At 68.6% G+C, this 24,401-nt stretch carries 28 protein-coding genes and 1 pseudogene; 8 read left to right on the top strand and 21 right to left on the bottom strand.

From position 1 onward, the window contains the following. Positions 1–66: 66 nt before the first annotated feature. From NA8_RS35575 to NA8_RS35930, 4 genes and pseudogenes are all read right to left on the bottom strand, one after another. Entirely contained in the window at positions 67–300 is a 234-nt protein-coding gene (locus tag NA8_RS35575) for a type VII secretion protein EccB (RefSeq protein ID WP_281199125.1), read from the bottom strand. Next, a complete protein-coding gene (locus NA8_RS35570; RefSeq protein ID WP_218019490.1) occupies positions 263–406 on the bottom strand; it encodes a hypothetical protein in 144 nt (47 codons plus the stop codon). Before NA8_RS35570 ends, NA8_RS35575 begins: the two co-directional genes overlap by 38 nt. A 28-nt stretch (positions 407–434) precedes the next feature. Next, the gene (locus NA8_RS35565; RefSeq protein ID WP_281199124.1) at positions 435–542 is read right to left on the bottom strand and encodes a hypothetical protein; all 108 of its coding nucleotides are present in this window, start codon (positions 540–542) and stop codon (positions 435–437) included. 44 nt (positions 543–586) lie between these two features. Next, positions 587–649, bottom strand: a pseudogene (locus tag NA8_RS35930) (hypothetical protein); the annotation flags it as partial. 169 nt (positions 650–818) lie between these two features. Here NA8_RS35930 and eccE point away from each other — a divergent pair. Both eccE and NA8_RS21570 read left to right on the top strand, forming a co-directional pair. Beyond that, complete coding sequence (gene eccE, locus NA8_RS21575) at positions 819–2,462, top strand: type VII secretion protein EccE (RefSeq protein ID WP_063052163.1); 1,644 nt, start codon at positions 819–821, stop codon at positions 2,460–2,462. A 178-nt stretch (positions 2,463–2,640) separates the two neighbouring features. After that, complete coding sequence (locus NA8_RS21570) at positions 2,641–2,862, top strand: HMG-box domain-containing protein (protein ID WP_063052162.1); 222 nt, start codon at positions 2,641–2,643, stop codon at positions 2,860–2,862. 339 nt (positions 2,863–3,201) lie between these two features. Here NA8_RS21570 and NA8_RS21565 read toward each other — a convergent pair whose 3' ends face one another. Further along, entirely contained in the window at positions 3,202–3,762 is a 561-nt protein-coding gene (locus NA8_RS21565; protein ID WP_063052161.1) for an NADPH-dependent FMN reductase, read from the bottom strand. Between the two features lie 455 nt (positions 3,763–4,217). Here NA8_RS21565 and NA8_RS21560 point away from each other — a divergent pair, with 455 nt between their 5' ends. Then, a complete protein-coding gene (locus tag NA8_RS21560; RefSeq protein WP_063052160.1) occupies positions 4,218–5,060 on the top strand; it encodes an NAD(P)H-binding protein in 843 nt (280 codons plus the stop codon). Between the two features lie 189 nt (positions 5,061–5,249). On the opposite strand, the gene NA8_RS21555 is transcribed toward NA8_RS21560, so the two are convergent. Then, positions 5,250–6,059 (bottom strand): S-methyl-5'-thioadenosine phosphorylase, encoded by an 810-nt coding sequence (locus tag NA8_RS21555; protein ID WP_063052159.1) that lies wholly within the window; start codon positions 6,057–6,059, stop codon positions 5,250–5,252. Between the two features lie 197 nt (positions 6,060–6,256). Here NA8_RS21555 and NA8_RS21550 point away from each other — a divergent pair, with 197 nt between their 5' ends. Continuing rightward, positions 6,257–6,580, top strand: a complete 324-nt coding sequence (locus tag NA8_RS21550; RefSeq protein ID WP_063052158.1) for a metal-sensitive transcriptional regulator — start codon at positions 6,257–6,259, stop codon at positions 6,578–6,580. Between the two features lie 5 nt (positions 6,581–6,585). Here the strand turns inward: NA8_RS21550 and NA8_RS21545 are convergent, their stop codons facing one another. From NA8_RS21545 to NA8_RS21525, 5 genes are all read right to left on the bottom strand, one after another. Next, positions 6,586–7,521, bottom strand: a complete 936-nt coding sequence (locus NA8_RS21545; RefSeq protein WP_245663937.1) for a TAXI family TRAP transporter solute-binding subunit — start codon at positions 7,519–7,521, stop codon at positions 6,586–6,588. Continuing rightward, on the bottom strand, positions 7,518–8,939 hold the full coding sequence (locus NA8_RS21540; RefSeq protein ID WP_063052157.1) for a sensor histidine kinase: 1,422 nt from the start codon (positions 8,937–8,939) through the stop codon (positions 7,518–7,520). Before NA8_RS21540 ends, NA8_RS21545 begins: the two co-directional genes overlap by 4 nt. Positions 8,940–8,967: 28 nt before the next feature. Then, positions 8,968–9,627, bottom strand: a complete 660-nt coding sequence (locus NA8_RS21535; RefSeq protein WP_040864915.1) for a response regulator transcription factor — start codon at positions 9,625–9,627, stop codon at positions 8,968–8,970. 46 nt (positions 9,628–9,673) lie between these two features. Next, positions 9,674–11,050 (bottom strand): MFS transporter, encoded by a 1,377-nt coding sequence (locus NA8_RS21530; protein WP_063052156.1) that lies wholly within the window; start codon positions 11,048–11,050, stop codon positions 9,674–9,676. 167 nt (positions 11,051–11,217) lie between these two features. After that, the gene (locus tag NA8_RS21525) at positions 11,218–12,051 is read right to left on the bottom strand and encodes an LLM class F420-dependent oxidoreductase (RefSeq protein ID WP_063052155.1); all 834 of its coding nucleotides are present in this window, start codon (positions 12,049–12,051) and stop codon (positions 11,218–11,220) included. 173 nt (positions 12,052–12,224) lie between these two features. On the opposite strand from NA8_RS21525, the gene NA8_RS21520 reads away from it, so the two are divergent. After that, positions 12,225–12,734, top strand: a complete 510-nt coding sequence (locus NA8_RS21520; protein ID WP_084466978.1) for an Hsp20/alpha crystallin family protein — start codon at positions 12,225–12,227, stop codon at positions 12,732–12,734. Positions 12,735–12,781: 47 nt separating this feature from the next. On the opposite strand, the gene truA is transcribed toward NA8_RS21520, so the two are convergent. From truA to infA, 8 genes are all read right to left on the bottom strand, one after another. Continuing rightward, a complete protein-coding gene (gene truA, locus NA8_RS21515) occupies positions 12,782–13,603 on the bottom strand; it encodes a tRNA pseudouridine(38-40) synthase TruA (protein WP_084466977.1) in 822 nt (273 codons plus the stop codon). A 146-nt stretch (positions 13,604–13,749) separates the two neighbouring features. Beyond that, the gene (gene rplQ / locus NA8_RS21510) at positions 13,750–14,271 is read right to left on the bottom strand and encodes a 50S ribosomal protein L17 (RefSeq protein WP_063052154.1); all 522 of its coding nucleotides are present in this window, start codon (positions 14,269–14,271) and stop codon (positions 13,750–13,752) included. A 125-nt stretch (positions 14,272–14,396) separates the two neighbouring features. Beyond that, on the bottom strand, positions 14,397–15,455 hold the full coding sequence (locus tag NA8_RS21505; protein WP_039796155.1) for a DNA-directed RNA polymerase subunit alpha: 1,059 nt from the start codon (positions 15,453–15,455) through the stop codon (positions 14,397–14,399). A 104-nt stretch (positions 15,456–15,559) separates the two neighbouring features. Further along, a complete protein-coding gene (rpsD, locus tag NA8_RS21500) occupies positions 15,560–16,165 on the bottom strand; it encodes a 30S ribosomal protein S4 (RefSeq protein ID WP_043719990.1) in 606 nt (201 codons plus the stop codon). 20 nt (positions 16,166–16,185) lie between these two features. Next, positions 16,186–16,599: a 30S ribosomal protein S11 gene (rpsK, locus tag NA8_RS21495; RefSeq protein ID WP_014349147.1), complete on the bottom strand. Its 414-nt coding sequence runs from the start codon at positions 16,597–16,599 to the stop codon at positions 16,186–16,188. Positions 16,600–16,608: 9 nt separating this feature from the next. Further along, a complete protein-coding gene (rpsM, locus tag NA8_RS21490) occupies positions 16,609–16,980 on the bottom strand; it encodes a 30S ribosomal protein S13 (RefSeq protein ID WP_040864911.1) in 372 nt (123 codons plus the stop codon). A 247-nt stretch (positions 16,981–17,227) separates the two neighbouring features. After that, complete coding sequence (gene rpmJ, locus NA8_RS21485; RefSeq protein WP_011207363.1) at positions 17,228–17,341, bottom strand: 50S ribosomal protein L36; 114 nt, start codon at positions 17,339–17,341, stop codon at positions 17,228–17,230. 149 nt (positions 17,342–17,490) lie between these two features. Further along, positions 17,491–17,712 carry a translation initiation factor IF-1 gene (gene infA, locus NA8_RS21480; protein ID WP_003418601.1) on the bottom strand — a complete coding sequence of 74 codons (222 nt, stop codon included), beginning with the start codon at positions 17,710–17,712 and terminating at the stop codon, positions 17,491–17,493. A gap of 511 nt (positions 17,713–18,223) precedes the next feature. Here infA and NA8_RS35785 point away from each other — a divergent pair. Then, positions 18,224–21,430, top strand: coding sequence for a nucleotide-binding protein (locus NA8_RS35785; RefSeq protein WP_369690265.1), 3,207 nt, complete (start codon positions 18,224–18,226; stop codon positions 21,428–21,430). Between the two features lie 51 nt (positions 21,431–21,481). Here the strand turns inward: NA8_RS35785 and NA8_RS35240 are convergent, their stop codons facing one another. Continuing rightward, positions 21,482–21,793: a DUF4254 domain-containing protein gene (locus tag NA8_RS35240; RefSeq protein WP_245548824.1), complete on the bottom strand. Its 312-nt coding sequence runs from the start codon at positions 21,791–21,793 to the stop codon at positions 21,482–21,484. Positions 21,794–22,148: 355 nt separating this feature from the next. Here NA8_RS35240 and NA8_RS21465 point away from each other — a divergent pair, with 355 nt between their 5' ends. Both NA8_RS21465 and NA8_RS21460 read left to right on the top strand, forming a co-directional pair. Continuing rightward, entirely contained in the window at positions 22,149–22,955 is an 807-nt protein-coding gene (locus tag NA8_RS21465) for a GntR family transcriptional regulator (RefSeq protein WP_040864909.1), read from the top strand. Between the two features lie 3 nt (positions 22,956–22,958). Beyond that, complete coding sequence (locus tag NA8_RS21460) at positions 22,959–23,564, top strand: GNAT family N-acetyltransferase (protein ID WP_084466972.1); 606 nt, start codon at positions 22,959–22,961, stop codon at positions 23,562–23,564. Positions 23,565–23,828: 264 nt separating this feature from the next. Here the strand turns inward: NA8_RS21460 and dtd are convergent, their stop codons facing one another. Next, positions 23,829–24,272 (bottom strand): D-aminoacyl-tRNA deacylase, encoded by a 444-nt coding sequence (gene dtd, locus NA8_RS21455; protein ID WP_063052153.1) that lies wholly within the window; start codon positions 24,270–24,272, stop codon positions 23,829–23,831. Positions 24,273–24,401: the final 129 nt, after the last annotated feature.

Raw genomic sequence — 24,401 nt, 5'->3', positions numbered from 1 at the left:
TCTCGAACACTCTTGCTCATAGGGACATGGGCCAAGGGGCTCAGCCATTACCGAGCCCCTTGTCGATTACGCTTCTACTGAGCCATGGTATGCGACAGCACCTTCCAGTGCGCGAGTCCAGAATGCAGCGGCTTGCGGCACGATGGCGTCGACTTCGGGAATCGCGTTCAGCAGACCTTCACCGATCGGGCGCGGGGTCATGCCGCGGATCCCCGAGGCGCCTGTGACGGCCGGTTCGTTCATGTCTACACGAGCGCGTGTCTTATTCCAGATGAGGCAAGTCGCGTCCTTGCCCTTCACCAGCAGCGCACGCCTTGTCCGTACCCATCGCCGACGCCTTGTCGCCGAGTTCCAGGTCGCCGATCAACACGGAGGCGTTTCGGTCGTCGGTGCCGTCGGTCTTCAACGAGTCACACACCGTCCAGGCCCGCCCCTCACCCTCCTTGTCGAAGTGCAGCGACGTCGAAGTGCAGCGACCCGGGAGCGGCTGGGATGCCGATCAATTGGTCGCGCGGTTTCTTGCCGAGCTCGGACTCCTTCACGGTGGCGGGCTTGGCCGCCTCACCCAGTCCCGCGCGTACGCGCGGGACTGGGATCGCATGGGGTCGTGCAGCATTCGCACGTCCCGGCGCACCATGGCGTGCTCCATCCGCCGGACGAGAAAGCGGTAGCCGCTTGCCGGCGTGTGGTGGATTTCGAAGGCACTATTCCTCCCCCGAACAGTGCTCACGTTCGCGGAACACAGTACAGTTCCCGAGGACTCTTGTTCAGCTCGGCCACAGCGAACCGGCCGATATCGGGTACTTTGGGGGACGAGGATGGCGGAACCGGCAGGCGCGGCACCACGACCGCTTCTCGGGCGCGTCTCGATGCAGAACCTGCTGATCGCGCAGATCATCGGGCTGATCGCCGGAGTCGTCGCACTGTTCGCCGGCCTGCCGGGACTTCCCGCGTTCGCCGCGGCGGTCGTCGTCGCGCTGATCCCGCTGATTCCCGTCGCCAAACGCACCCTGCTGGACTGGATCGCCACGTATTGGCGCTATCTCACCCATCGTGACTACGAGCTCGGCGACACCGTCGACTTCCGCGGCACGGACGGCCGTTCGCTCGGCCTGTACTGGGACGGCAGCCGCGTGGTGACGGTGGTCGAGGTGCTGCCCCCGCCAGGCGGGCTGACCAGGATCGCCCGCACCACGGTGCACGCCTCGCACCTGCTTCCGCTCGCCGAGCTGGCGAAATGCCTGAACCAGCACGACATCCTGCTCAGCGGCATCGACATCATCAGCCACGGGCACCGCAGCCGTTCCGGCACACCAGCGGGCAAGATCTACGAATCGCTGCTCGGCCCGCTGCCCGCCACCGCCCACCGCACGGTGTGGCTCGCGATCGGTTTCGACGCGGTGGCCTGCCCGGAGGCCGCGGACCGGCGCGGCGGCGGAGCGGAAGGCGCCTCGCGCGCGGTCACCATCGCCACCCAGCGGATCATGCGCACACTCGAAGACGCCGACTGCAACGCCCGCATCCTGACGGCGCCCGAGATTCGCAAAGCGGTCTTGCAGATCACCGGTGGCTACGACCCGCGCACGCTCGAACACCGCTGGCGCTATGCCGAAGTCGGCAACAACGTGAACATCGGCAGCGCCGTCGATCCCAAGCGGCTCGAGTCCGACCTGCTCGCCCAGCTGTGGGTGGCTCCCTCACGCGGAACGACGGTGGCGGTGCGGCTGCGTCCCGGCAGTTCGGCCGAGTCGGTGAGCATCGGCGCCGCGTGGCGGCTGACCGCGCGGGAGCTGCCGGAACGGTCCGAGTTGCCGGGCATGATCTCGATGAACGGACGCCATCGCGACGGGCTGCTGGCCCACCTGCCGCTCGCGGTTCCCGGTGTGGACGACACCGTCCCGATGATCGAGCACCTGATCGATATCGTCGACGATCTGCACCTGCCCTCCTCCGGTTGCGGCCAGCTGATCGGGTCGGACGACGAGGGGAACGGCGTGGCGGTGCGCATCGTCGGCGCGGGCATCTCGACGGTGTATGTCGCGGGTGAGCTGTATCTGGCGCAGCAATTGGTGTTCCGCGCGCTCGCGGTCGGCGAACGGATCCTGATCCGCACCGATCGGGCGCGGGCATGGGAGAACCTTGTCACCACGATCGGCAATCCGGAGCGACTGACCATCGCGGCCGAAACACACCAGTCCGACGCGGGATTCACCGCCACGGTGGTGGACGGGGTACTCGCGCCCGCCCCGCACGCGGGCGTCACCACCATCTATGTCACGGGTGATCCGATGGGCTGGCCCGCCAGCCGTCCCGACTTGGCCATCCACCAGCCCGGCGCGATCGGCAACCATGTGGTGCTGCGCACCGGCACCGCGCAGGTCGATCTGACCCTAGTGTCCATTCCCAGCGAAGCCACCTACATCGGTCATCCGCGCGGCCGTCGGGCAATGCAACCGCAGTAGACAGCGCGAGTCTCCGTGCCCGAAAGAATTCGACGCCGACTCACCCGGTGGCGACATTCGTTTGACGCCCCAAAATCGGAAAGCTAATGTCTGGCAAGGCGGCTCGAGATCGGGCCGTCCTGGTCGGGAGTTCCAGGAGGGGAAATTCATGAGGGTATCGGCCTGTGTCTTCACGTCGTTGCTGACCGTCGGCATCGCTTCGGCGGTGCTGAATCCGGGCGTCGCGAACGCGCTGCCGTCCGGCTGTCACACCGGAGGCTTCGGTGTCAGCTGCACGACCAAGAAGGACTGCGAATCGGCGCGCTCGGAACTCAAAAAGCAGCATCCGTCGATCAGCCGCTGCTATTCCCAGCAGCCGGACAAGGAAAAATTCAAGTACGTTTGGTCGGCGAACTGGTAGTCGTCGGCTCACATTGCGACAAACGATCCACGCCGGAAGTTTCACCTGCCTGTGATCGACCGAAGTCGTTCCGCCGGTCAAGGTGCGCCGTACAACGGAAATACCCGGTGGCGACGATCTTCAGTCGTGAATGTGAATGAAGTGATACGGACTCGTCCGCGGTTTCTCTGACGAGTGTCCTGACAGAACGGCCTGCCGATCGCGCCGATCCGGATATCCACCGACTCGGCGTGATCGGCAACCACTTGGTACTACGCACCGGCACCGTGCAGGCCGACCTGGCGCTGGTATCGGTTTCCGACGAGCTGACCACATCGGTCGGGCCGAGCCGGGTAGCGGTCAACCGGGATACCGGTCAGCAGCGCGGGCGGATCGCAAAGTGCGCGCCCACCAGCTCAATTGGCGCAACATTCGTTCCGCCGCGTCGATGGCGGCGCCGTCACGAGTGTCGCCCGTTTCATCGAACGACTTCTTGGCCTGATGGAAGCTGACCGTCTCGCGCACCGACACCATGTGGATTTCGGCGACGACCTGGCGTAGTTGCTCTACCGCACGCAACCCCCCGGAAAGTCCGCCGTAGGAGACGAAAGCGATGGGTTTCGCGCGCCACTCGTGCTTCGCTGTGTCGAAGGCCGTCTTCAGCGACGCCGGATAGCCGTGGTTGTACTCGGAGGTGACGGCGACGAAAGCGTCGGCCTGCCGCAGACGCGCGCGATAGGCCACGGTCTCGTCGTTCTCGGTGAGTTCCACCGGCAACGGTGTGTGCGCGAGATCGATGACACCGGTGTCGAATTCGGGATGTGCGCGCACCGTACGCAGGAACCAGTCCGCGACCACCGGCGCGAACCGCTCCGGACGCACACTGGCCACGATGACCTCGAGCCGTAACGGAGTATCCACCGCGCGAGCCTAACTCGGGACCTGTCGACCGCCGGGCACCGCCGCGCGCGGAACAACCCCGCGAGCCGGGCTTGCCACCGTTGTTGGGCCACCACTGAGTACCGATACGCAAGTCGCAATTGGCCCGGCACGGACGTACACAGAAGAGTTGCAGCGAACCGGCTTCCCGGCAGCGGCGAATACCCGGCCCCGTGACAGTGGATACGCTTTGGCCGATCAGACCCCTACCCTTCGCGCGGCTGTAGACATCCCGAACGAGCACAGCGTTGAGCAGGCGCTGAAGGCGACTACACAACTGGACCAGCCGGCGTTCGATCCCGCGTATATCCCCCACGCAACGACGTCGGCCCAACCATGTCCATCGAGCCGAGCATTGCCCGTTCGCGGCCCGGCTCACCGTAAGCGGGCCGCGAACACTGTGCACCGCCGAGCTGGAAGACGAAGACGGAGACGAAATGATCCTGGTAGCCGGCGCCACCGGCAATGTCGGCGCGGAACTGGTGCGGACCCTCACCGAATCGGGCGAGCAGGTGCGAGCACTGGTGCGCGACCCCGCCAAGGCGACGCTCCCACCGGGCGTCGAGGCCGTCACCGGCGATCTGAACCGCCCGGAGACGCTGGCCGACGCACTGGACGGCGTGGACGGAATGTTCCTGCTCCCCGGCTACGACAACCTGCCGGACCTGCTGGAACGCGCGAACAAGGCCGGGGTGCGCCGGGTCGCGCTGCTCTCCGGCGGTTCGGCCGCGCTGCGGGAGATGGACAACGCCGTATCCCGCTACATGACGCTGTCCGAGGACGCGGTGCGCGCCTCCGAACTGAACTGGACTTTGCTGCGCCCGCGGTCGTTCATGTCGAACGCGCTGCGCTGGCTGCCGCAACTCGCCGCGGGCGACGTCGTCCGCGTGCAGTTTCCCGGAGTCCGGGTCGGTGCGATCGACCCCGCAGACATCGCGGCGGTCGCGGCCGCGGCGCTCACACGAGACGGACTCGCCGGGCAGGTGCTCGAGCTCACCGGCCCGCAGGCGCTGCGACCGGCGGAACAGGTCGCTGTGCTCGCCGCGGTGCTGAACCGGCCGCTCGTGGCGCACGAACTCGGCGACGCGGAGACCGAGGCCGAACTGGCCGCCACCATGCCGAGGGAGTACGTCGACGCGTTTCTCAGCTTCTTCGTCGAGGGCACGCTGGACGAGGCGACGCTCTACCCGACCGTCGAGCAGGTGACCGGCCGATCGCCGCGCACCTTCGAACAGTGGGCGACCGACCACGCCGAAGCCTTCGCGCCGACACCGAGCTGACGGCTTCCGGCCGAGCCGATACCGGGCGTCACCGATGCGGTACAGCTATTCACGCCGGGCGCGGGACCGCCACAAGCGCAGCATGGTCGAGAGCACCTCGCCCAGAGCGTGAACAGGCGTCCCGAAGCGATATTCGATGCGAGGAAGCCGGTCAGAGCCCGCCGAACGCCGCAGTGACCACCATCGGACTCAGGGCAGTTCGAACGGCAGCGACACTCCCGCGTGGATGCGGCAGCGGTCACACGTGTCGGTGCTGTCCACCCCGGCCACCGCGCGGCGAATGAGTTCTTTGAAGGGCGCGAGGTTGCGTTTGAACTCGGCGAAGACCTCGACGGCGTGCACTCCCTCGCCCTCCTCCAGACCGGCGTCCAGATCGGTCACGAGAGCGACGGCGGCGTAGCACATTTCGAGTTCGCGGGCGAGCACCGCCTCCGGATGACCGGTCATGTTCACCAGGTCCCAGCCCTGCGCGGCGAACCACCGGCTCTCGGCGCGGGTGGAGAAGCGTGGTCCCTCGACCACGACCATCGTGCCCGCGTGCATCATGTGCAACGCGTCGGACTCGGCCTTGATGGCGGCGGCACGCAGTTCCTCGCAGTACGGATCGGCGAAGGACACGTGAATGCCGCCGCCGTCGAAGTAGGTCTGCGGACGGCCGGAGGTCCGGTCGACCAGCTGATCCGGCACCGCGACCGTGCCGGGGCCCCAGTCCGCCCGCAGGCTGCCGACCGCGCAGGGCGCGAAGACGCGCCGCACGCCCAGCGAGCGCAGGGCCCACAGATTGGCCCGGTAGGGCAGGGTGTGCGGCGCGAATTCGTGGTTCTTGCCGTGTCGCGGCAGGAACGCCACCGGCCTGCCCTCCACCTCTCCGACGGCGATCCCCGCGCTCGGGGCGCCATAAGGAGTCTCGACCTCGATGGTGGTCGCCTCGTTGTCGAAGAAATCGTAGAAGCCGCTGCCGCCGATGACGGCGAGCGCGGGCCGGGGGTGCGAACTCATACTCCGATTGTCTCGTCCCGCGACGGCCGTCGCGCGGCGGGCTGCGCGTTACCCTGCTTCGGAGCGGCTCATCGACTGTTGCGGTCGGCAGCCGGGTGGTCGTCACACGGGTCCGACCTGACAAGACAGCCCGAAAACTGTACCCTAGGGGGGTATTGAACCGGTTTCGGCGACCGGCAGGCAGCGAGGAGACATCGGTGGCAGATTCCCCCCACGACCACACGGCGGCCGAGCACGCCGCGCACGGCTATATCACCGCCAAGGACGACTACCTCAAACGGCTTCGGCGCATCGAGGGCCAAGCGCGCGGTCTGCAGCGGATGGTCGAGGAGGAGAAGTACTGCATCGACATCCTCACCCAGGTCTCCGCGATGACGAAAGCCCTGCAAGCGGTAGCGATGGGCCTGCTGGAGGACCACATCAGCCACTGCGTGGTCGACGCGGCCGTCGCGGGTGGCCCGGAGGCCGAAGCCAAGATCAAGGAGGCCACCGACGCCATCGCCCGCCTGGTCCGGTCCTGACGTCGCTAGCCGTGCCAGCGGCGGTAGACCGCGGCCGCGCCGGGATGTAGCGGAATCGAGCCGGTGCTGATCAGCGAGCGCCCGTCGAGGAACTGGGTGCCCGCCGCTTCGGTGGGCACCAGCGCGTCGGCGTGCCATACCAGCAGTTCGACGATCGAAGCGGCCACTTCCTCGGGCATGGTGGGGGCGGCGAGCAAGAGATTGGCCACCCCGATGGTGTGCACCGAGACACCGCCCGGATAGGCGTCCGCGGGGATCGCGACCCGGTCGTACACCGGCCCGAACAGCTCTCGCATCGGTGCGGCCAGGTCGCCCATGTCCACCAGCCGCATCCGGCTCGGCACCGCGAGCAGCCTGGTCGGGACGCCGCCCGCCCACAACAGCGCATCGGCCTCGCCTGCGGTCAGGGCGGCCACCGCCTCCGCCAAGGGGCGGTGCGAAATCGCCACGTCGGCATGCGGGTCCAGCCCCGCGACACGCAAGATCCGCTCGCCGGTCAGGGCCGCGCCCGACCCTTCCGCACCCAGGCTCACCCGGGTTCCGCGCAGATCCGCCACCGAGCCGATCGTGCTGTCCGAGCGCACGACCAACTGCAGGTAGTTCTCGTAGACCCGCCCCAGCGCGCACACCCGGTCGGCGTCGTCTCGCAGCGAGTCCGCGAGCGCTAGTGCGGCATCGACCTCGCCGCGCGCCAGCAAAGCCAGATTGGCCTGCGAGCCCGAGGTGGCCACCCGCTCGATCCGCACGTCTCCGATGTTCTCGGCGGCCAGGCCGAGCAACCCCGCGAAGGCGTGATAGAAGCCGCCGACCTCGCCCGAGGCCAGCCGCACCACGGCTTCCCCGCCGCTCGGAGCGCAGCCTGCTATACCCGCGGCGACAGCCAACGCGAGAAAGCCGCGCCGATCGATGCCGCGCCGGAGGATCGACTCGCGGCCGGTCACCGTGCCTCCGCCGCAGGCAATCGCACACTCACTGCGAGACCGTGCGGACGCGTCGCCACGACGGTGAGAACGCCACCGCGCGCCTGCGCCAACGCCGCGGCGATCGGCAGGCCCAGCCCCGAGCCACCGGTCCCCGCGGACGAACCACGAAAGAAACGCGTGGTCAGCTTGTCTATCTCGTCGGGGGGAACACCGATGCCGTCGTCGCGGACGGTCACGGTGACCCAGCCCGGCTCCGTCGCGACAACGAGATCGACGTGCGCGCCCGCCCCCGCGTAGCGCGTGGCGTTGCTCAACGGTACGTCGAGCATCTGCGCGAGCACGTCGGCGGGGACCGCGACGTCGGCGCGCTCGGTCATGGGCGGCACCCGCAGTCGCTGTCCGGCCGCCTCGAACGCCGAGCACCAGGCGTCGAATCGGTCGGCGGCCACCTGCACGGCATCGCACTGGTTGTCGCCCTCGGCGGTGTGCGCGATGTCGAAGGCCGCGGGTGTCTCGGCGACGGCCAAGCTGAGCAGGCCGTCGAGTAACGCGGTGAGCCGGTCGACCTCGGCGCCCGCGCCGCGGAAGGTGCTCGCCGCGCTCGCCGGGATCGCGGGCTCCAGGGAATCCAGGCGAATGGTCAGGGCGGCCAGCGGGTTGCGCATCGCGTGTGCGGTGTCGGCGACCAGTTGGCGCTGCGCGTCCGCCGAATCGGCGACCGCCAGAGCCATCGCGTCGAAGGACTCCGCCAGCGCGCGCATCTCCGGCGGCCCGCCGTAGCGGCCCGCGATCGACACCGGAGCGATTGTCCCCGCGCGCGGCTTGGGCAGCGTCGCGGTCAATTCCGCCACACCCTGCGACAGCGCCGCCAGCGGCCGCAGCACCCAGCGGCCGATCGTCACCGCCAGCAGCACGAACAGCACCATCGCGACGACGCCGCCGAACACGATCACCGCCCACGCCCGCGCGATGTCACTGCGGGCACGCGCCGTCGACGCCTCGATCACCACGGCGCCGTTCACCTGCACGCCGGTGCCGACCGGCCGCGCGACGAGCATGGTCGGCGCGCCCCACGGCGTCAGCTTGTCCGCCGCGTGCGGGCGCTGGTTGCGGCGTGCGGCCGCCACCGCCGCGTCGACGTCGCGATCGTTCACGTCCGCGCCCGCGTTCACCGTAGTCGCCCCCCTGGCGTCGACCACCAGCACGTTCTCGCCGTACAGGTCGTGGTAGCGCAGGACCTCGTCGGCCAGCGCGCGGCTGTCTCCCGCGGTGACCGCGTCGTCGGCCAGGGTGGCGAAGCGGTCGGCGTCCCCGGACCGGGCCAGCACCAGCTGCTGGGTGCGGCTGGTGGCGACGGTCAGCGACAGCGGCACCGCGAACGCCAGCACCGCGATGGCCGCGAACAACGTCAGCGCGACGAGCAAGCGACGCCGCATGGCATACCTCCGGCCCCCCGGACCGCGCTCACTGTCCCCACCTGTACCCATATCCGCGGATGGTGGTGATCAGGCCGGGCCGGTTGAGCTTCGCCCGCAGACCGGTCATGTGCACATCCAGGGAACGCGAGACCGCGACAAAGGCGTCACCCCAGATGCGATCCATCAACTGCTGGCGGCTCACCGCGGCCCCCGGCCGTTCCACCAGCGCCTCGACCAATTCGAACTCCTTCTGGGTCAACGGCACCGGCGCCCCGGCGACCTCCACCACGCGGGCCCCCAGGTCCACCCGCACGTCACCGGTGACGACCACCGATTGCGCCTGCCGCGCTGCGGCCGCCGCCCGCCTGGTGACCGTTTCCAGCCGCGCGACGAGTTCCGCGATCCGCGGCGGCTTGACCAGATAGTCGTCCGCACCGCCGCGCAGACCGCGCACAATCGAACGTTCGTCGCTGCGCGCGGTGAGGATCAGCACCGGAACCGAACTCACCTCGCGCAGTCTGCGCAACACCTGTAGGCCGTCGCCATCGGGCAGTCCGAGGTCGAGGACCACGGCGTCGAAGTCGCGATGCGCGACCAGCAGATCCGCTCCGCGACGCATGCGCTCGGCGCGGTAACCGCGGGCGTTCAAGGCCTCGACCAGCGCGTCTCCCACGCCGTCGTCATCCTCGACCACCGCAAGCCGCACGCGCCGATCCTCCCACAGCGGGGGGACCGGCGCGTGTGCCGGACGGTCAGTCACGCACGGTGGCCATCCGCCGTCCCGGCTCGGCCGCCGCGGCGCCGGTGGGCTCGCTGTCGATCTGCGACGAGGCCGAGGTCTCCCGCATGAAGTAGTAGGTGACCAGCGAGATGGCGATGCAGCCCGCGACGTACCAGAAGTACAGCGACTCGTGGCCGCCCTTCTTCAGCGCCAGCGCGATCGTCTCCGCGGTGCCGCCGAAGATGGCGACGGTGAGGGCGTAGGGCAGCCCGACACCGAGCGCGCGGATCTTCGTCGGGAAGAGTTCGGCCTTCACGATCGCGTTGATCGAGGTGTACCCCGTGATGATCAGCAGGGCAACCATCATCAGGCCCCACGCGGCGACCGGATTGGTGGTGTGCGCGAGCACCGTCATGATCGGCACGGTGAGCAGCGTGCCCGCCACGCCGAAGAAGATCAGCAATCTGCGCCTGCCCACCCGGTCCGACAGCGCGCCCGCCAGCGGTTGCAGCACCACGAAGACCAGCAGCGCGATGAAGTTGATCCACGCCACCGTCGATTTGGAGATGCCGGAGGTGTTGATCATGAACTTCTGCATATAGGTCGTATACGTGTAGAACGCGACCGTTCCGCCCAGCGTCAAGCCGACCACCAGCAGACACTCGCGGGGGTATTGCAACAGGATCCGCAGCGAACCACGTGACTGCCCTGCTTCGGCGGCCGCCGCCTTCTTCTGCGACGCCTGCCCGGCTTCGGCGCGGAACTGCTCGGACTCGTCCATGCCGCGCCGCAGCCACATCACGATCAGCGCACCGGCGGCGCCGATCACGAACGGAATCCGCCAGCCCCAGGCGTTCATCCGGTCGGCGTCGAGGAATTGTTGCAGCACGATTTGCACCCCGAGCGCGACGAGCTGGCCGGCCACCAGGGTCACGTACTGGAAGCTCGAGTAGAACCCGCGTCTGCCCGCCGAGGCCACCTCGGACAAGTATGTCGCGCTGGTGGCGTATTCACCGCCGACCGACAGACCTTGCAGGAGCCGGGCGACCAGCAGCAGAGCCGGCGCGGCCACACCGATGGTTTGGTAGCCGGGTGTCACCGCGATCAACAGTGAACCCGCCGCCATCACGGTCACCGACAGGGTCAGCGCCGAACGCCGGCCGAACCGGTCGGCGTACCGGCCCAGCGCCCAACCGCCGATCGGGCGCATCAGGAAGCCGACCGCGAACACGGCGGCGGTGGACAACAGCTGCGCCGTCGGATCGTCCTTGGGGAAGAACGTCTTCGCGAAATACACGCTGAACGCGGCATAGACATACCAGTCGTACCACTCGACCAGGTTTCCGATGGATCCGCGTAGCACGTTGGCGACCACCCGGCGCTCACTCACGGGCTGTGTCGTAGTCACAAGATCTCCTCCTCCGACGCCTCATCACGTCGTCGCAGATCAGTGTGGCGACAGTCACAAGCTCGCGGAATGGCTCTCGCTGCTTCCTAACAGTCCCTTAGGACGATCACCGGAAAACACCTCCGGCCCCGGCAAGAGGCCGGGGCCGGAGGCGATCGCGCCGATTGTCAGGCTTTCGCGGTCAGCAGCGGGGCGAGGGTGCGCAGCGCGGGGAGGTAGTTGTCGCCGAGGATCTGTACCGCGACATGGTCGGCGCCGGCGTCGAGGTGCTCCGACAGCCGGGCGGCGATCCGCTCCGGTGTGCCGTACGCGATGACGGCGTCGAACACGCGGTCGCCGGGCGGGACGGCGAGGTCGGCGTCGGTGAAGCCGAACCGGCGCAGGTTCGACGCGTAGTTGGTCAGACCGAGATAGAACTCGACGGTCCCGTCGGCGACGGCGTGCGCGGCTCGGGCGTCATCGGTCAGCACCACCTTGTGCTCGGTGGCCAGCAGGGCGTCCGGGCCGACGATCTCGCGAGCCTTCGCGGTGTGCGCCGCGGGCACGAAGTACGGCAGCGGCCCCAAGGACCGCTCGGCGGCCAGCTTCAGCACCCGCGGACCGAGTGCGGCCACCGCGCGGCGTTCGGCGGGCACACCGGCGGCGTCGAGGTCGTCGAGGTATTCGACCAGCGCGTCGTATGGCTTGCGGTACTCGCCGGTGTGCTCCGGGTGTCCCGCACCGATACCGAGCAGGAACCGGCCGGGGAAGCGCGCCTCGATCCGGTGGAACGAGTCGGCCGTCTCCTTCGCGGGCGAGGCCCAGATGTTCACGATGCTGGTGGCCACGGTGATCGTTTCGGTCGCCTCCAGCAGCGGTTCGACGGCTGCCAGATCCGCGGGCGGCGAGGCCCCCAACCACAGCGCGCCGTAGCCCAGCTGCTCCAATTCCCGTGCGTCCTCCGGGCCGAACCCGTTGAACGCCCGCCACACACCGAACCGTCCGAGACTGTCGAATGCCATGTCCCGAGCCAACACGTGCCCGGGGGCGGCTATTCCGGGCCGGCGGATCCCGCGGTCGCGGACCCGTCGGGCTTGATGCTCTCCCGCTTCAGAAGGGCTACTGTGGCTATTGCACAGCTATGGCGCCCGCCGCCGTGGTAGGCGTCACCATTTACGAGATGGAGGTGATCGCTGTGCTGAGATTCGATCCATTTCATGACATCGACACCATCGCCCGCCAATTGCTCGGTGAAAGCGCCGGAACCGGTCGCGCACCGCGATTTATGCCGATGGATCTGTTCAAGGCGGGAGATCACTACGTCTTGAACGCGGACCTGCCCGGCGTCGATCCCGGCTCGATCGACGTCAGCGTCGACAACGGCACGCTCACCCTGCGGGCCCAACGCACCGTGCCGAGCGAGGAAGGCGTCCAGTGGATCGCCTCGGAACGCTTCGCGGGCACCTTCATGCGCCAGATGTCGCTGGGTGAGAACGTCGACGTCGAGAACATCAGCGCGACCTACAACAACGGTGTGCTGTCGGTGACGATTCCCATCGCGGAGCGCGCGAAGCCGCGGCGCATCCAGATCTCCGGGGCGTCCCAGGAACCGAGGACGATCGAAGCGCAAACGGGTCGTTCCGGACAGCCGGCGCAGGCCGAGCAGCAGGGGCAGTCCCAGCAGTACCCGCAATCATCGAAGTGAGCGCCGCGCTGCCCGCACCCGAGCACGGGTGCGGGCAGCCGCGCAGCTCAGTCGCCGCAGCAACCCGCCTGCGGGACCGGGACCGACCGCATCTCCCGCGTCTGCGCGTTGCGGGCGGCGAGTTCCCCGTCGGCCGGGTAGTCGACGCCGATCAAGCTCAAGCCATGTGCGGGAGCGACGGCGACCGAACTGGAGCGTTCCGTCTCCCGCAGCAGCGCGGCGACCCATGGCACAGTGCGCCGCCCCTCGCCGACGGCGAGCACCGCGCCCACCAGGCTGCGCACCATCGACCAGCAGAACGCGTCGGCGCTGACGTAGGCGACCAGCAGATCGCCCTCGCGCACCCAGTCGAAGCGCTGCAACTCCCGGACCGTCGTCGCGCCCTCCCTGCGGCGGCAGAACGCGGCGAAATCGTGCAGCCCCAACAGTGTTCGCGAAGCCTCCCGCATGGCCCCGACATCGACACCGGATCGGCAAGCGACCACGCTGCGCGCGTGCAGCGGCTCCGCCCCGTACGGAGCGGTGGTCAACCGATAGGCATAGTGGCGGCGGACGGCGGAGAACCGGGCGTCGAACTCGGGCGGGGCCGGGCGCGCCCCCGTGATACGCACGTCCTTCGGCAGGAATCGCGCCATTCTGTGCACCAGCTTCTCCGCGTCCAGTTCGCCGGACGTGTCGAAATGCGCGACCTGCCCCTCGGCGTGTACGCCCGCGTCCGTTCGCCCCGCGACGGTCAGCTGGATCGGCTCGCGGAACACCTTGCTCAGCGCGTCCTCCAGCACGCCCTGCACGGTGCGCAGACCGGGCTGACGTGCCCAGCCGGTGAAATTCGTGCCGTCGTAGGCGATGCTCAGCCGGACCCGCGACATGCCGGTTTCCGGCACGTCCTCGGGCGGCCGGCCCGCACTCGGTCCCACCGATTCCTCCACGGTCACATGATCCTCCGGTCGAAACGAACGAGCCCGCCGACCCAGGGCGGGTGGCGGGCTCGTGCGCGAACTCCGGACGCTCAGCGTCAGGCGTCCTTCTTGTCCTCGGCGGCCTCGTCGGCAGCCGGAGCCTCGGCGGTCTCGGCGGTGGCCTCCTCGGCCTCCTCCTCGACGACCTCGGCGGCCGGAGCCTCCTCCGCCTTCTTCGACGCGGCGACGCGACGGGCGCGATCGGCCTCGTTGGTCACGGTCTTCTCCCGGACCAGCTCGATGATCGCCATCGGCGCGTTGTCACCCTTGCGCGGCAGCGTCTTGGTGATGCGGGTGTAGCCACCCTCGCGCCCCTCGAACGACGGACCGATCTCGGCGAAGAGTTCGTGTACGACGTTCTTGTTGCGGATGACCTTCAGCACCTCGCGACGGTCGGCCAGAGTGCCGCCCTTCGCCTTGGTGATCAGCTTCTCCGCGTAGGGGCGCACGGCCTTGGCCTTGGCCTCGGTGGTGGTGATCCGGCCGTGCTCGAAGAGCGCCGTCGCCAGATTGGCGAAGATCGCCTTCTGGTGCGACGCCGACCCGCCGAAGCGGGCACCCTTCTTGGGCTTGGGCATTGTGGTGTTCTCCTGTGTGTCTTTTGCGGCGCTCCCGGCGCCCTGCGTGGTTACGCTCTGCTACCGCCTCCTGGCGCGTCGCTCACGCCGCGGGCTGAGGCCGGGCCGGGGGCCTTCCCGGCGGCCTAGAGCTGTTCGGTCTCGGCGTAGTCCTGCTCGCCGCCATCGGTGTCACTGAACGTGCCGCTGTCGCTCCACGTGCCGGTGCTCGCGTCGTAGCCGACCACGCTGGACGGATCGAACGACGCCGGGCTGTCCTTGAGCGAGAGGCCGAGCGCGTGCAGCTTGACCTTGACCTCGTCGATGGACTTCTGGCCGAAGTTGCGAATGTCCAGCAGATCCGACTCGGTGCGGGCGACCAGCTCGCCCACGGTGTGCACACCCTCGCGCTTGAGGCAGTTGTAGGACCGGACGGTGAGGTCCAGGTCCTCGATCGGCAGGCCGAACGAGGCGATGTGATCCGCCTCGGCAGGCGAGGGGCCGATCTCGATGCCCTCGGCTTCGACGTTCAGCTCACGGGCCAGGCCGAAGAGCTCGACCAGGGTCTTGCCCGCCGAGGCGAGCGCGTCCCGCGCGCTGATGGAGTTCTTGGTCTCCACGTCCAGGATGAGCCGGTCGAAGTCGGTGCGCTGCTCGACGCGGGTGGCCTCGACCTTGTAGGTCACCTTCAGCACCGGCGAGTAGATCGAATCCACCGGGATCCGGCCGATTTCCGCACCGGAGGCCTTGTTCTGCACGGCGGGGACGTAGCCGCGACCGCGCTCGACGACGAGCTCGATCTCCAGCTTGCCCTTGTCGTTCAGGGTCGCGATGTGCATGTCCGGGTTGTGCACCACGACGCCGCTGGGCGGGACGATGTCACCGGCGGTGACGGTGCCCGGACCCTGCTTGCGCACGTACATCGTGACCGGCTCGTCCTCCTCCGAGGACACGACCAGGCCCTTGAGGTTCAGGATGATGTCGGTGACATCTTCCTTCACGCCCGGGACGGTGGTGAACTCGTGCAGGACGCCGTCGATGCGGATGCTCGTGACCGCCGCCCCCGGAATCGAGGACAGCAGGGTACGCCGCAGCGAGTTGCCGAGGGTGTAACCGAAGCCCGGCTCGAGCGGTTCGATGGTGAACTTCGAGCGGTTCTCGGCGACGACCTCTTCGGTCAGCGTCGGACGCTGTGAAATCAGCATTAGGATCATCCTCCTTTTTGGGCGCCCGCTATTTGACGCCTCGTCTCAGGGGTTGTGTGTGGCCGCCCGTGTCCGGGCGACCACACACCAGCAGCACGTGCCGATTACTTCGAGTAGTACTCGACGATCAGCTGTTCCTGCAGCGGCACATCGATCTGGGCGCGCTCCGGCAACTGGTGGACCAGGATCCGCAGCCGGCCCGGGATCACCTGCAGCCAGCCCGGCACCGGGCGGTCGCCGACGGTCTCGCGCGCCACCTGGAACGGCAGGGTGCCCAGCGACTTCTCCTTGACATCGATGATGTCGTACTGGGTGACCTGGAAGCTGGGAACGTCGACCTTCTTGTTGTTCACCAGGAAGTGGCCGTGCGAGACCAGCTGGCGAGCCTGGCGGCGGGTACGCGCCAGACCGGCGCGGTACACGACGTTGTCCAGCCGGGTCTCGAGCAGACGCAGCAGGTTGTCACCGGTCTTGCCCTTGAGGCGGTTGGCCTCTTCGTAGTACCGGCGGAACTGCTTCTCCATGACGCCGTAGGAGAAGCGGGCCTTCTGCTTCTCCTGCAGCTGGAGCAGGTACTCGCTCTCCTTGATCCGCGCGCGGCCGTGCTGGCCGGGCGGGTAGGGGCGACGCTCGAACGCCTGGTCGCCTCCGACGAGGTCGACGCGCAGACGACGCGACTTGCGGGTGATAGGGCCTGTGTAACGAGCCATTGTTCGCTATTCCTTTCCCGCTAGACGCGACGCCGCTTGGGCGGACGGCAGCCGTTGTGCGGCTGCGGGGTGACATCGGAGATCGTGCCCACCTCGAGGCCTGCGGCCTGCAGCGAGCGGATCGCGGTCTCGCGGCCCGAACCGGGGCCCTTTACGAACACGTCGACCTTCTTGACGCCGTTCTCCTGCGCCTTGCGGGCGGCGTTCTCTGCGGCGAGCTGCGCGGCGAACGGAGTCGACTTGCGCGAACCCTTGAAGCCGACGTGGCCCGACGACGCCCAGGAGATGACGTTGCCACTCGGGTCGGTGATCGACACGATCGTGTTGTTGAACGTGCTCTTGATATGCGCGTGGCCGTGCGGGACGTTCTTCTTTTCCCGGCGACGCGACTTCTGGGTCTTCTTGGGGCCGGAGGCCCTGGACTTCGGAGGCATCGGTTATCCCTACTTCTTCTTGCCGGCGACGGTGCGCTTCGGGCCCTTGCGGGTGCGCGCGTTGGTCTTGGTGCGCTGGCCACGCACGGGCAGGCCACGACGGTGGCGCAGACCCTGGTAGCAGCCGATCTCGATCTTGCGGCGAATATCGGCCTGCACCTCACGGCGCAGGTCACCCTCGACCTTGAACTCCGAAGCCTCGATGTAGTCACGCAGCTTCGTCAGATCGTCGTCGCTGAGATCCTTCGAACGCAGGTCCGGGCTGACGCCGGTGGCGTCGAGGATCTCCTTGGAGCGGGTACGGCCAATGCCGAAAATGTAGGTCAGTGCGATCTCCATGCGCTTCTCGCGCGGGAGGTCGACGCCCATGAGACGTGCCATCTGGCAGCTTCCTTAATCGTTGCGGAGGTCTGCTCCCTGTCCGTCCCCTCGTCTTGGTGGGGCACCGGCCTCCGAACCGGTGGTAGGCGCACACGCCCAGGGCGAACCCTGATATCCGCAGCGTGCGGCTGGTGCTGGGAGTTCTTCTTGCCAATCCGAACTGCGGTTCGGTGCTTGGCTGGTGTTGCGTCGAGCGGCGCCTTCGGCAAGCCTCGGGCGGGTGGGACGAGGTCTCCCTCGCCTCCGCTCAGCCCTGACGCTGCTTGTGGCGCAGGTTGTCGCAGATCACCATGACCCGGCCGTGACGGCGGATCACCTTGCACTTCTCGCAGATCTTCTTGACGCTCGGCTGAACCTTCACGTCCGTCCAATCTGTTGTGGTTCACAGGGGTGTGAACACAGTTTTTCCCCAGTCGGCGACTGGGGAAGTTCTGTAGTGAGTCTTTCGACTCGGCCCCGGCTCACGCCGGGACTGCCGGGTTCGCACCGACCCGATCGCGCCGGGCACGATCACTTGTAGCGGTAGACGATCCGGCCGCGCGACAGGTCGTAGGGCGAGAGCTCGACGACCACACGGTCCTCGGGGAGGATGCGAATGTAGTGCTGCCGCATCTTCCCACTGATGTGCGCGAGAACCTTGTGCCCGTTCTCGAGCTCGATCCGGAACATCGCATTGGGCAGCGGTTCGACAACTCGACCCTCGACCTCGATGGCCCCGTCCTTCTTCGCCATGTCCTCCGCGATCCCGGTTACGCTCAACCTGGTTTGTTTGCCTGAGTCTGCTCGAATGGATCGACCGCCGGAGCGGACCGCTCGCACACAAACAGGCGGCGCGTAGGTGCACCGCCGCTCCAGCTTACCGATCCGTTCCGGATCGGGCAAAAATGCCTCCCTGTATACCCGTGTCGCCTGGTGTTCCGCAGCCGCCTTCCCACTCCTGGCGGGCCTCGGACGCTGCGCCGCGACCGGGCCGGGTTGTCGCGTAAACTGGCCGCTGTCCAGGTATTTGGGTCGAGCAGATCGAGGGGGATGCGTGAGCCGGCGCAGCGAGCGAGCCACCGGCGGAGGCGCCCTCGGTCAGGGTCGAAGCGAGCGGCAGGGAGGCGAGGCCGTGAGTAAGCGTAGCGAGCGAGTCACCGGCAGAGCGCCCCTGGCCACGACCGAGCCGAGCGGCAGCGAGGGAAGTCGTGAGTGAACGCAGCGAGCGAGTCGTCGGCACGCCGAGCGGCAGCGAGGCGCAGTCGTGAGCCGTAGCGACGACGGCCTGCCCATGCTGCCGCCCTGGCTGTCGGAGAGCGAGGTCGGCCAGAGCGGCTACGAAGCGCCGGTACAGAACCTTCCGCACGAAGAACTCATCGAGGAAACCCCCGGCCGCAGGCGCGGGCGTTTCAAGAACCGCGCGCCCGAGGCGGACCGCCCGGACGCCGCGCGCCCGGAGAAGCGCCGCAAGGGCTGGCGCCGTGACAAGCACGAGGGGGCCGCCGACGAGGAACAGCGGCAGAGCGAGGCGAGCCGCGCGCCGGCGCCGGTCCCGGACGAGCCCGCACCGGCTCAGCTCCCACCCGAGACCTGGCAGCACCCCGGCTACGACCGCACACCACCGGCGCAGGACAACTCGTGGCAGGCACCGCCCCAGCGCGACCACATCCCGCAGCGCGACAACACTCCGCAGCACAGCCTGCCCACCCGCAACCCCTCTCAGCCCTCCCCCGGTTTCCAGCCGCTGGGCAGCAGGGCCGCGAACCCGCCCGTATCGAACGACCAGCCGACGCACCGGCAGCCCGAAAGGCCGGATCTCCCGCCACCGCCGCCGCGGCAATCGGCCGACGAGCAGCCCGGTCGGGCACCGAACGACGAGCCCGTTCCGCCCTCGCGCGGCGAGAGCGCCCAGGTCGCCGGTGGCGGCCGACCTGCGTTCGGACCGCAGATCGGCGGATGGCCGTCCACGGGCAACCCTCGGCTCGACGCCGCGCTATCGGCGGTGCGGCCGAGCCAATGGCCCACCTCGACACCGCCCGGCCAGGCCGCCGCCGCACCGATGGCCCCGGTCGAGCCCGCGCAGCCGGGTAGCGACCCCCGGGCGACACCGGCGACCGGCCCGAATTCGGCGTGGCCGACCGGCAACCAGCCGACCGCTCCGACCGGCGGCGACCCGTCCGCTCCGCCGCCCCGGGTCGGAGACCAGTCGGCCCCCGACCCCACGGCTCGGCAGAGCGGACCCCCGCCGACGAGCGCGCAACAATTCGCGCCGCCGCCTGCCGTCGACCCGGCGATGCCGCCCAGCGGCGAAAGCCCGGCCGAGCAGGCGCGCGACCAGAACACCGCTGCTGTGCCGAAGTCGAGCGCGCCGCCGGTTCAGCCTCCGACGACACCGACGGGTGGTCCGACTCCGGACGCGCGCGACACCGCCGCGCCGCCGATCGATGCCCACCGGACGCTCCCGGGTGATCGTCGGGCGCCGGCACCCCAGGCCGCCCAGGCCGGGCCCGCCGCGGTGACGACGGACGGGCCGCCGCCCTGGCTCGCCGCGCCGCAGCCCGCACAGGCCGAGGCATCCGCGACGGACGCACCTCGTCTTCCACCACTGCCCGATCCGCCCGCGCCGCACGAGCGGCCGCACAGCGGCGGGTCCGGCACGCCCGCGACGGCTCCGGCGCACGACGAGCACCGGCCGACGCGCGGTACGAACGGGCCGCCACCCTGGCTCGGTCACACCGCGTCGGAACAGACCGGTCGTCCGAGTCGGCCCGGTCTCCCGCCCGCACCGAACGAGGCTGTCGCACAGGCCGACAGCGCTACGCGCGAACCCCATCCGCCTGTCGATTCCCCACCTGCATCGCATCAAGCGCCCGCCGATCACGGTGTTACGAAACCGTTCCTCGCCCCCTCCGCGACCGTCCCGCAGGGCGAGGCCGTCCCGGTTTCGCCCGCAACCCGAAGCGCCTCCGCGATCGGCGCCGCGCCTGTCTCCGTCCCTGCGCCGGGAACCGACGCGCAGCCGGATCCGGCCGGGTGGGTGAACACGACTCGTGCGCAAGGGGATCCGGGGGCCTCCGCACCGAGCTGGATCAGTACGACGGAAGCCGGTCCGGCGTCGATGCGACCCGTCGCCGGTGGCGGGCGGCATCGGCTGTCCGCCGAGTCCAGCGACCCATCGGCTCCGCAGGCACCGGTCGAGCAAGCACCGAATGCCGACCAGCAGCCGGTTCCGCAGCACCAGCCGGAGACCGCCTACAACGCCGGCGGCCCGCACGCGGCGAGCGGCGTACCCGCCGGTGTGCCAACACAGTTCGCGAGCGGTCAGACGCCGGGTATCCCACCTCAGGCCCCCGTCGACCAGTGGGGCAATGCCGCCGCACCGGCTCCTGCGCCTGAATCGGGTCCGGCAGGCCCGCATTCCGCGCCTCCGCAGTATCACCCCGAGCATCGCGTCGCCGGACAACCCGCACCGCAGCCCGGACAGTGGGGCGCGCCGCCGGGTTACCCGCAGCCGCACACGCAGCCGCCGGGCGCGCCGTTCCAGCAGCCTTCGCTGGACAACGTGCCGCTGCGCCGCGCCAAGAAAGCGCCGGGATCGGGGTGGCGCAAGGCGGTGCACCACGTGTCCGGCGGCTCGATCAACCCCGGCATGTCCGCCGAGGAGCGCAGACTCCAGGAACTGGTCGCGCGGATCAGGCAGCCCGTCCGCGGCGACTACCGGATCGCGGTGCTCTCGCTCAAGGGTGGCGTCGGAAAGACCACCACCACAATGGGTATCGGCTCCATCTTCGCCTCCATCCGGGGTGACCGGGTGATCGCGGTGGACGCCAATCCCGACTTCGGCACACTGTCGCAGCGGGTGCCGCTGCAAACCAGGTCCACCGTGCGCGACCTGCTCCTCGATTCGTCCATCCAGCGCTATTCGGACGTGCGCAGGCACACCTCGCAGGCGACGAGCCGTCTGGAAGTGCTGGCCAGCGAACGTGATCCGGCTGCGTCGGAGGCGTTCAGCGAAGACGAGTACCGTGCGGTCGCCCGGATCCTGCAGCGGTTCTACAACATCATCCTCACCGACTGCGGTACCGGACTCATGCATTCGGCCATGGCAGGCGTATTGGACCTGGCGCACTCGCTGGTGCTGATCTCCTCGCCGGCCATCGACGGAGCGCGCAGCGCCGCAGCGACATTGGACTGGCTGTCGCTGCACGGCCACGACCACTTGGTGCGCAACGCGGTGGTGGTGATCAACTCCCCGCGGGCCGGATCGCCGAATGTCGGTATCCAGCAACTACGGGAGTACTTCCTGTCCCGGTGCCGCGCGGTGCACATCATCCCGTTCGACCCGCATATGTCCGAGGGCGCGGAGATCGATCTGCACCGGCTGCACAAGCAGACCAAGCGGGCCTACGTCGAACTGGCCGCGACCGTCGCCGACGACTTCGCCACCGATCACCGCCGCTACCACCCCTGACACCCGCCGGGCCGTGGCCCGGCGGGCAAGAAGGGCGAACGGATCAGCCGCTCACCACTCGGGCAGACGCCGCCTGCCCGCCATGACGTCGCGCACCAGATCGTCGTAGGCGTCCGCGAGTTCGGCGAGATGATGCCAAGCGTTGTGCAACAACTCGTCGTGCGCGTTCAGCGTCATCAACGCGTGGTGCGCGCGCACCGACGACTCGGCGAGGCGATCGATCACCGCGCCCACCGTTTCGGTGTGCAGCGTGGCGCCGAGCCGATGCTGCGGCACGCTGCGCATCACCCAGTCATCGATGGCCATCACCAATTCGACTCTGCGACGCTCGATTTCGCGGATCACCGCCACGGCGGTATCCACCGATCCACCGCGGCCGACCAGGCGGCGCTCATGTAGCACTGCCAGATCACGAGCGAACCACAGGAGCGGGCCACCGACTACCCGGTGCCCGCGACACGCCCGAACCAATAGGTCGGACGTGGGAAGCAATCCCGGTGCCGGAGAGCGCACCGAAGGATCGACACACCTTGGTGTGCCGGGGAGGGCCATTACGACCGTTGTATCCGAACCTGCCACGTTGCCTCGCCGTCATCGCCGCACAACACCGGATCAGGACTTCATTACAATAAACCTCTGAAGGCACCTGTCAAGCGTTACCCGGCCGTAGGGAGTCACGAAGAGTACACTTCGTTACCTGCATGACCAACCGAGGAGCATGATGGCGGACGGTCCGACGTATCACCGGATCGCAGACCTCCTCCGCGAGGAGATCCGCGCAGCGAAGTGGAAACCGGGTGACCGACTGCCCAGTCATTCCGAGCTTGCCGACCAAATGCAGGTCTCGATAACCACCGCCCGCAACGCGATCCAGGTCCTGGTGACCGAAAATCTGGTCTATACAGCTACTTCCCGCGGGACGATCGTTCGAAACCAAGAAGTTCTGGAATCCGTGGTCACCGACTCTATCCGTCCTGACCGGCCGCAGACACCGCACGACATCTTCGAGGAGATCGCGCGGGCCGCGGGCCGGGAACCGTCGAAGGAGTTCAGCGCGAAGATGGAGCCGGCCAGCCCCGAAGTCGCGACTTGGCTGGGTATACCGCCGGAGTCGTGGGTGCTGGCCAGGACCGTGGTCCAGTTCCTCGACCACGAACCGTGGTCGTGGGAGGTCAGCTTCTATCCCCGGGACCTGGCCGAAGCCACCGGGATCGACTCTCCGCACGACATTCCGGAGGGCACCACCCGCCGCCTCGCCGACCGGGGGCATGCCGAGACCGCGCACCGCGACACCCTCGTCGCACGGCCCGCCAGTGCGGAGGAAGCCTTGGTGCTCGGCGTCGCCACCGGCACCATCCTGCTCGACCACCTACGTATCGGCGCCACCCACGAGCGGGTCACCCGGGCCACGCGGCATCGCTCGCTGGCGACCGGCAACCGGCTCGCCTACGAACTCGGCGATGCCGAAGGCACCGCGGTCATCCGGACCACGCTGGCCAATCCGCCCGGGTCCGGTTCGGCTTAGCCCATGACGATCGTGCTGCGCCAGGCCACAATAGGAGATCTCGGCATGATCTGCCGCCTGCGCGTGCAGCGCACGGCATGGCTCACGGCGCGCGGCTCCGACCAGTGGACGGTCGCCGGACGCGGCTTACCCATCGAGATCTTCGCCCGCGCCGTCGGACGCTCGCTGGACGCCGGTGAGACCTGGATCGCCGAGATCGCGGGCGAGCCCGCGGGAACCATCACGGTCAACGACCGCGCCGACGCCGGTCTGTGGTCGCGGTGGGAACTCGACGGGGCGGTGATCGTCCATTTCATGATCGTGGACCTGCGCTTCGCGGGCCATCGTGTCGGTCACCGGATGCTCGCCCACGCCGGCATGCTCGCCCGCCACCAGCAACGCGAGTGGGTCCGGCTGGACGCTTGGACCACCAATGCCGACTTGCACGACTACTACCGCTCGGCGGGGTTCCGCTTGGTGCGCATCGCGGGGCCGCTCGCGGTGGGGCCTTCTCGCGCGCTGTTCGAACGGCGGGTCGACAGCTGGGACGACGAACTGCCCGTGCCGGTTTCGGCGGTGGCGCACGCGGCACCCTCGCCGTTCCTGCGCACGCCACGCCCGAACAACTGACTCGAATGCGCGGGTACTGCTGCTCGAGTCCGGCCCGCGCTCGCGCGACACCGTCGGCCATACTGCCCGGATCGGAGTCGGAGTCCAGGCGGCACGGCGATCATCAGGTGGATGCCGCACGACAAGCCGTGCGCCGCCCCGATATCGGGGATGACCGAGCGCGACTCGCTCGCGGCGGTGCGCCGGTCTCCGCCCGAGGCCCACATCTGGTCCTCGTGCCCTCGGGCCACAGGACCCCAATTCTCGGGGCAATGCGGCTCCGGTTCACAACTCCAGCATGACGGTGACCGGGCCGTCGTTCACCAAGTCGATGTGCATGTGCGCACCGAATCGCCCCGTAGCGACTGTTGCGCCGAGTTCGCGCAGCGCGTGTGCGAAGACGTCGACCAGCGGTTCGGCGATCGCTCGGGGAGCAGCCGCCGACCAGGACGGGCGCCTGCCCTTCTTCGTGTCCGCGTACAGCGTGAACTGGCTGACCACCAGGATCGGGGCGCGCACATCCGCGGCCGAGCGCTCGCCGTCGAGGATGCGTAACCGCCACACCTTGTCGGCCAAGGCCGTCGCGGTCGCCTGGGTGTCGGAGTGCGTCACACCGACCAGGGCGACCAGGCCGTGCGGTATACCGTCGGCCGACGGGTCGATCCGGCCGACGACCTGGTCGTCGACGGTTACCCGCGCCGAACTGACGCGCTGCAATAGGGCTCGCACAACCCTCGATCATGCCTGCCGCTGCGGCAGTCGCCGCCGCACGGGTGGCGGTCTGCCGAACGACCCCGCCAGCCTGGCCGGATACAGGTGCGCGCAGGCGGCAAGCGTGACAAACTCGGTGCGCAGAAG

The sequence above is a fragment of the Nocardia arthritidis NBRC 100137 genome, assembly GCF_001612765.1.
Classification (GTDB): domain Bacteria; phylum Actinomycetota; class Actinomycetes; order Mycobacteriales; family Mycobacteriaceae; genus Nocardia; species Nocardia arthritidis.
This window is presented reverse-complemented; position numbering and strand designations above follow the sequence as displayed.

What these genes read in the sequence shown, in the direction of transcription:
- rpsM (WP_040864911.1), bottom strand. Translation starts at nt 16,980, where the DNA reads ATGGCACGTCTCATGGGCGTCGACCTCCCGCGCGAGAAGCGCATGGAG.
- infA (WP_003418601.1), bottom strand. Translation starts at nt 17,712, where the DNA reads ATGGCGAAGAAGGACGGGGCCATCGAGGTCGAGGGTCGAGTTGTCGAA.
- NA8_RS21560 (WP_063052160.1), top strand. Translation starts at nt 4,218, where the DNA reads ATGATCCTGGTAGCCGGCGCCACCGGCAATGTCGGCGCGGAACTGGTG.
- rpsD (WP_043719990.1), bottom strand. Translation starts at nt 16,165, where the DNA reads ATGGCTCGTTACACAGGCCCTATCACCCGCAAGTCGCGTCGTCTGCGC.
- rplQ (WP_063052154.1), bottom strand. Translation starts at nt 14,271, where the DNA reads ATGCCCAAGCCCAAGAAGGGTGCCCGCTTCGGCGGGTCGGCGTCGCAC.
- NA8_RS21460 (WP_084466972.1), top strand. Translation starts at nt 22,959, where the DNA reads ATGACGATCGTGCTGCGCCAGGCCACAATAGGAGATCTCGGCATGATC.
- truA (WP_084466977.1), bottom strand. Translation starts at nt 13,603, where the DNA reads ATGTCGCGGGTCCGGCTGAGCATCGCCTACGACGGCACGAATTTCACC.
- NA8_RS21465 (WP_040864909.1), top strand. Translation starts at nt 22,149, where the DNA reads ATGATGGCGGACGGTCCGACGTATCACCGGATCGCAGACCTCCTCCGC.
- rpsK (WP_014349147.1), bottom strand. Translation starts at nt 16,599, where the DNA reads ATGCCTCCGAAGTCCAGGGCCTCCGGCCCCAAGAAGACCCAGAAGTCG.
- NA8_RS21540 (WP_063052157.1), bottom strand. Translation starts at nt 8,939, where the DNA reads ATGCGGCGTCGCTTGCTCGTCGCGCTGACGTTGTTCGCGGCCATCGCG.
- NA8_RS21555 (WP_063052159.1), bottom strand. Translation starts at nt 6,059, where the DNA reads ATGAGTTCGCACCCCCGGCCCGCGCTCGCCGTCATCGGCGGCAGCGGC.
- NA8_RS21505 (WP_039796155.1), bottom strand. Translation starts at nt 15,455, where the DNA reads ATGCTGATTTCACAGCGTCCGACGCTGACCGAAGAGGTCGTCGCCGAG.
- eccE (WP_063052163.1), top strand. Translation starts at nt 819, where the DNA reads ATGGCGGAACCGGCAGGCGCGGCACCACGACCGCTTCTCGGGCGCGTC.
- NA8_RS21525 (WP_063052155.1), bottom strand. Translation starts at nt 12,051, where the DNA reads ATGGCATTCGACAGTCTCGGACGGTTCGGTGTGTGGCGGGCGTTCAAC.